This window comes from Leptodesmis sp., assembly GCF_052746595.1.
This window is the reverse complement of sequence record NZ_JBRAGO010000171.1, coordinates 1-5,444: the sequence shown is the minus strand read 5'-3', so window position 1 is coordinate 5,444 and position 5,444 is coordinate 1. Positions and strand designations below refer to the sequence as shown.

Annotated in this window: 4 protein-coding genes; 2 read left to right on the top strand and 2 right to left on the bottom strand. The window is 48.6% G+C overall.

The annotated features are described in order from the left end of the window. Positions 1-353 precede the first annotated feature (353 nt). The gene (locus ACUVQO_RS22285; protein WP_445928015.1) at positions 354-1,559 is read right to left on the bottom strand and encodes a hypothetical protein; all 1,206 of its coding nucleotides are present in this window, start codon (positions 1,557-1,559) and stop codon (positions 354-356) included. Between the two features lie 715 nt (positions 1,560-2,274). Between ACUVQO_RS22285 and ACUVQO_RS22280 the strand changes: the two genes are divergently transcribed. Continuing rightward, positions 2,275-2,730, top strand: coding sequence for a hypothetical protein (locus tag ACUVQO_RS22280; RefSeq protein WP_445928014.1), 456 nt, complete (start codon positions 2,275-2,277; stop codon positions 2,728-2,730). An 18-nt stretch (positions 2,731-2,748) separates the two neighbouring features. Here the strand turns inward: ACUVQO_RS22280 and ACUVQO_RS22275 are convergent, their stop codons facing one another. Beyond that, positions 2,749-2,982: a hypothetical protein gene (locus ACUVQO_RS22275; RefSeq protein WP_445928013.1), complete on the bottom strand. Its 234-nt coding sequence runs from the start codon at positions 2,980-2,982 to the stop codon at positions 2,749-2,751. A 158-nt stretch (positions 2,983-3,140) separates the two neighbouring features. On the opposite strand from ACUVQO_RS22275, the gene ACUVQO_RS22270 reads away from it, so the two are divergent. Beyond that, entirely contained in the window at positions 3,141-5,321 is a 2,181-nt protein-coding gene (locus ACUVQO_RS22270; protein WP_445928012.1) for an NAD(P)/FAD-dependent oxidoreductase, read from the top strand. Positions 5,322-5,444 lie beyond the last annotated feature (123 nt).

Below are 5,444 nucleotides of genomic sequence, written 5' to 3'. Positions count from 1 at the left end.
ACTGCGACGGATTTAGGTAGGGAAACAGAGCCTTTTAATAATTTATATTTCTCTTGCGGGTAAGAGGGCTGAGCTATGAGTAACTTACAAACACGATCGCTCACGGACACCTAGGTTGCAGTTTCCTGAGATGAGGATACTCGTACGCTCAAACATCCACGCTACGAGAAGGCGGAAGTGCGAGTCAGACGGCTATCAGGATTGGCAGGATTTCCAGGGGCAATTAGGATGGATTTCGTGATTCAACTACCTGCCCCATTTTGAGTAAGTTGCCATCTAGATCAACGATACAAAACTCTCGCATTTCCCAGGTAAAGAACATCATGCTTTTCTAGGGCTGCTACAGGGCATTTCTAACCAGCAGTTCCAATAATCCTCAAAATCGAAATATAACACCGAGCAATAGCCCATTCTGACGCAAATTGGCTCTGGCCCGTCTCAGGCCAGAAGCCATCCTCAAATTCAAAATCATTGATGCGATAACCCAGTTGCAACGATACCCTGGGAGAAAAGTGATGGCGAACATCAGCAAGGAAATTCCAGGTCAGGTTGCGATCAACGTTGATGTTAAAACTAGATACATCTCCCCGAATACCCATTGCCCAATGTCTGGATAAATCTAATCTGATCTGGGCACCAATCATGGGTTCAGGAAAAACTTTCGAAAAGCTGAAATCTCGATTAATTGGAATTGTCTTACCGATGAACGGAATCAGATCAATCCGGATATCCTCAATTTCAAGTTTTTGACTCAGAATGTTGGTACGAACTCCCAAGGTAGGGGCAACAACTAGGCGAGGAAAGGGATTGGACGATGCTGAACCGCTTAGCGTTGTATCAACGGCGTGATAGGAGGCTGCCAGATCGACTGTTCCCTGGCGAACAGATAGGCTGGCGTTGGCACTGGCTCTAATCGCGGCATTAATTCCAAGGTCTTCCAAGGTTCTGAATGGAAACGTCACCCCCAGCTTGCCACTGTCCTTCGCAGAAATATAGAAGCCATCGAGAATAACTCCCCATTGATTTTTCCACGCTTCCACCCGCAAGCTTGCATTAAAGGCACGATCAAAGTCCAAAATGTCACCCAATCCTAATTTGAATGAGGTACTCCCAGCTAGGGTTGCATCGGTTCGAACACGTAGGGGAACAAAAAAGTAGGGTGACACTGAAATCTGCCAGCGATCGCTGGCAGTGCCATAGGCTGAATCGCTGGATGCAGGCTCAGGGAGTGGTTGGGAGGGCTTTGGGTCAGAAGGTGGGGACTCAGGGGGCTGGGCGGAAGGCTGCGGATCGGAAGGTTGTGGGTCGGAAGGTTGGAGAGTCGGAGCATCTGCCTGCGCGATCGTATTCAATAACAAGGATGGCTCTAGCGATGCAAAATTGGACGACTCAATTAATAGCTCAGCAGATGGTTCGGCTAATAAACTGGCCTGCTTTAGAGTTCGTGCTGGATGGTCGAGTTCCTGATCAAATGGGGTATTCGGTTCAGAGGTGGCGCTGTTGTTGGAACTCGATACTGGTTTTTCTGCCCAGGCAGGCGTACCGGTAAGGATGGTCAAGATTGACAAAGCACTGCTGGCACAGAACAAAAAAGATTTCAATAATCGAGTATCAAACCTATTCCAGTCACTTCTTAGGGTTAAGTCAATCTGGTTACTTTTAGTTTTTTTAATATTTTTAATATCATTTCTAATTCACTCAATTCAACAATAATTTCCAATTTATCTGACTTGCGATGAATTTGTCTTGCACAACACTTGAATGTTCAGGATCCCTGGATACAAGCTGAGGAGATTAGACTGCGAGTATCATATAGCAATCTGAGTCGGAATTGTGAAAAATCTCCGCAGGAAATCCTTCTCATACAGTCTTTTCATCATCCAGGCGTTCACGAATCATTGTTGATCCAGTGGTGGATTATTATCACCCGATACTCACGTCCGTGGTAAGCTATAAAGGTTCCGTTCTTATGGCTGCCAATGCAATTGGCCAATATCGGGCGATCGTGGCACGGGCGATCGATCCGCAGGAAGTAGCTATCATTACCGTTGGGTCTGTGTAGGCAGGGAAAACCAACAATATGATTCCGGAGGAAGCCTTGCTAAAGCTCAGCTTGCGTTCGTTCAAGCCTGAGGTTCGGTAGACCATGATGACGTGCTGAAAGGAATCGTCTCCGTCAACAAGTCGATCGCGCGTGCCTACAGGATGCCAGAAAATCAGTTGCCAACCCTGACAGTGAAAGGTGGGGCTCCCCCGCTGATTAATGACAGTGCCATGATCGATCGCATCAATCCTCAACTGGCGAATCTGGTGGGAACCGACAAGCTACTCATTGACTTTCCAGCAACCACTGGTTCAGAGGATGTCCAGTTGCTCAAGGGTGACAATAAAAATGTTCAGTTTGCCTTTATCCACGTGGGTACCGCAAATCCTGCCCTTGTCGCCAAAGCCAGAGCAGAAGGTAAAACTGTTTCATTTTCAAATTACAACCCTAACTGCCAGGTTGATCTCAACGCCATCCCCTTTGGCACAAAAGTTGCATCACTAATGGCGATAGAATTTTTGCAAAAGTCAGCATTTATCGGGGGAAAGCTTGAGCGATCGTTCATCCCTCTGATGTTAATACTAGACTTCTTGCAGGCTTGGAAAAACATAGGATGGGCAAAGAAAAACGTTTCATCCTGCATTCTGGCTGATAATGGGCACGCCAAGCTCTGCCCATCCTACTGATGATGATTGAGTCTAACGTTAAGGGAGTTTTTCCCACGCGACAGAGATGACTTCACTGAGCCAGTGACGCTGTTGAGCATCTAACAAGGCATCGTCGGCCAGGATTTCGGTTCTCAGGTCTTCTAAAGACTGGCCATTCAGACGGGCAACGTTAATTACTCCGGCGATCGCGGCGGCAATCAGCTCTTCATTGACTGAGTTTTGCCGGAGCGCTACAACTTCTTGGGAATTGACTGGAATAGGATATTTCATGGCGGAATTTAACGGGGGCAAACTGGAAAATTTTTAATTGTTAAATCAATCTGAGAAAGGTATAAAGTTTTTTAGCGTATCGCTAGAGAGTCTAGCCTAGATTAATCCCTTCTTAATCTAAAGTTTTTGTGAGATTCCATTGGAGTTTAGCTAAGCTGATGCAGGAAATTCTATATATAGAAGTCCCAACACCAGACACCGCCTCGGTCGTAACCTGGTTACAGGATGTATTTAACCCCGGTATCGGTGAGAAAATCACCACCCCAAGTGGGATTCGTATCCTGTTCTGCAGAAATACATCTCGACCATCCCCCATTTCTGAAACCTCCAATGATTTAGCAGATGAACTGGCCATCTTTGTCTGGTCGCTGCAACGAACGACTTATCTCAAAGCCTTCCGCTGGGCCGAGAAATCCCTGCCAAACGAACAAGACATTCTACGATACCTGACAAAAACGATTCGGGAACAATTTCCGAACCAATATCCTGAACCTCCCGCGATCGCTCCCGGACAGTCCCTTTTTGCCGCCCTGGCCGAGCGCTATCCCTTAACCGTCAAATATTTCCAAAGCATGCCCAACGGCGAGTACGACCTGCAACGGGTTTACTGGTGGGAGCAACGCTGGCGTGAGAGCGTGAGGAATCCACAGCAGCCGAGGCAAGTGGTGTTTAGGGAAGGGGAGCAGGGGGCAGGGCTTAGGGATCAAGAATTAGGAATCAGGAATCAGGCACCAGAATCCAAAATCCAAAATCCGAAATCCAAAATCCCTCCGATCCCCAATCCCGCCTATGACTTGATCTACCTCGGTGGCGCTCTTGGCGTTATTCACGCCGCTGTCATGGCCCGTTTAGGCTACAAAGTGCTGCTGATCGAGCGGTTGCCTTTTGGCCGCATGAATCGGGAGTGGAATATTTCTCGCAGTGAGTTTCAAAGCTTGATTGATCTGGGACTGTTTACTCCCACAGAATTTGAGGATGTGATCGCACGGGAATATATTGATGGGTTCCACAAGTTTTTTGATGCCAATAATCCACCGCAAGCGCAAGCCCCAGTGCTGCATACTCCCACAGTCTTAAATGTGGCCATTGATGCAGAGAAGTTGCTGCGGGTGTGTGGACAGAAGCTGCGAGAAAGCGGGGGAGAGATTTGGGATGAAACGGAATTTTTGCGGGTTGATGTCGGTGAAAAAAGTGTAACTGTTTACTGTCAGCATTTACCCACTCAGCAAACTAAGCAGGTCAAGGGACGGTTATTAGTGGATGCGATGGGAACCGCTTCTCCGATCGCATGGCAGTTAAACGGAGGCCGCACCTTTGATAGTGTTTGTCCCACGGTGGGAGCCGTCGTTGCCAGTGGGTTTGAACCGGGAGTTTGGGATGTCCAGTATGGCGATGTGCTGAACAGTCACGGAGACATATCACGGGGACGACAGTTAATTTGGGAACTATTTCCAGCAGAAGGGGAAGAACTGACGTTTTACCTGTTCCATTACCATCAGGTGCATCCAGACAATCCCGGTTCGCTCCTGGAAATGTACGAGGACTTTTTCACGATCCTGCCGGAGTATCGTCGCTGTGATGTAGACAAACTGGTCTGGAAAAAGCCCACCTTTGGCTATATTCCGGGGCATTTCAGTGTGGGCAGTCGCGATCGCCGGGTCGCGTTCGATCGGCTGGTGGCGATCGGTGATGCCGCTTCCCTCCAATCTCCCCTCATCTTCACCGGATTCGGCTCCTTGGTACGCAACCTACCCCGCCTAACCCATTTACTCGACACGGCTCTGAAGCATGACTTATTGACTGCTAAGCACCTGAATCAGATTTGTGCTTTTCAGAGCAATATCGCCGTTACCTGGCTGTTCTCCAAAGGGATGATGGTACCAACCGGAAAATTCCTGCCGCCGGAACGCATTAATTCCATGCTCAATACCTTTTTTGGCATTCTGGCCTCAGAACCGCCGGATCTGGCCGAAGCATTTATCAAAGATCGGGTAAGCTGGCTATCCTTCAATCGCATGGCCCTGAAAGCCGCGTGGCAAAATCCCTCTTTGCTTCTGTGGATCTGGGAATTGGCTGGCCCCAAAGACCTATTCCGCTGGTTGGGAAGTTATCTGGACTTTACCATCAGTGCTTTTATCAGTGCTTTGCTCAGTAGCTGGTTTCCTCAATGGGTGGCTCAACTGCAACCCTGGATCGAACCCCGATTTCCTGCTCTCTGGCTGTGGCTACTGGCTCAAAGCTATGCCGTCACCGATGGCGTGGGACAACCTCAACCAACAGGCTCTAAGGGAATGGGCTTTAGCCTGAAACCGGCCACTTCAATAGAACGCCCCAGTTAACGTGAGTTCGGGTTAAGCAGGAGGCAGATGCAGGTCAATCGCCAGAGAGGGTTTCTGAGGCTGATGACAATAGGCAATAGTCGTCCCTGCATGCCGCGTCGCAGTTGGGTAATGAGTTTCGCA

What these genes read in the sequence shown, in the direction of transcription:
- ACUVQO_RS22280 (WP_445928014.1), top strand. Translation starts at nt 2,275, where the DNA reads ATGATCGATCGCATCAATCCTCAACTGGCGAATCTGGTGGGAACCGAC.
- ACUVQO_RS22275 (WP_445928013.1), bottom strand. Translation starts at nt 2,982, where the DNA reads ATGAAATATCCTATTCCAGTCAATTCCCAAGAAGTTGTAGCGCTCCGG.
- ACUVQO_RS22270 (WP_445928012.1), top strand. Translation starts at nt 3,141, where the DNA reads ATGCAGGAAATTCTATATATAGAAGTCCCAACACCAGACACCGCCTCG.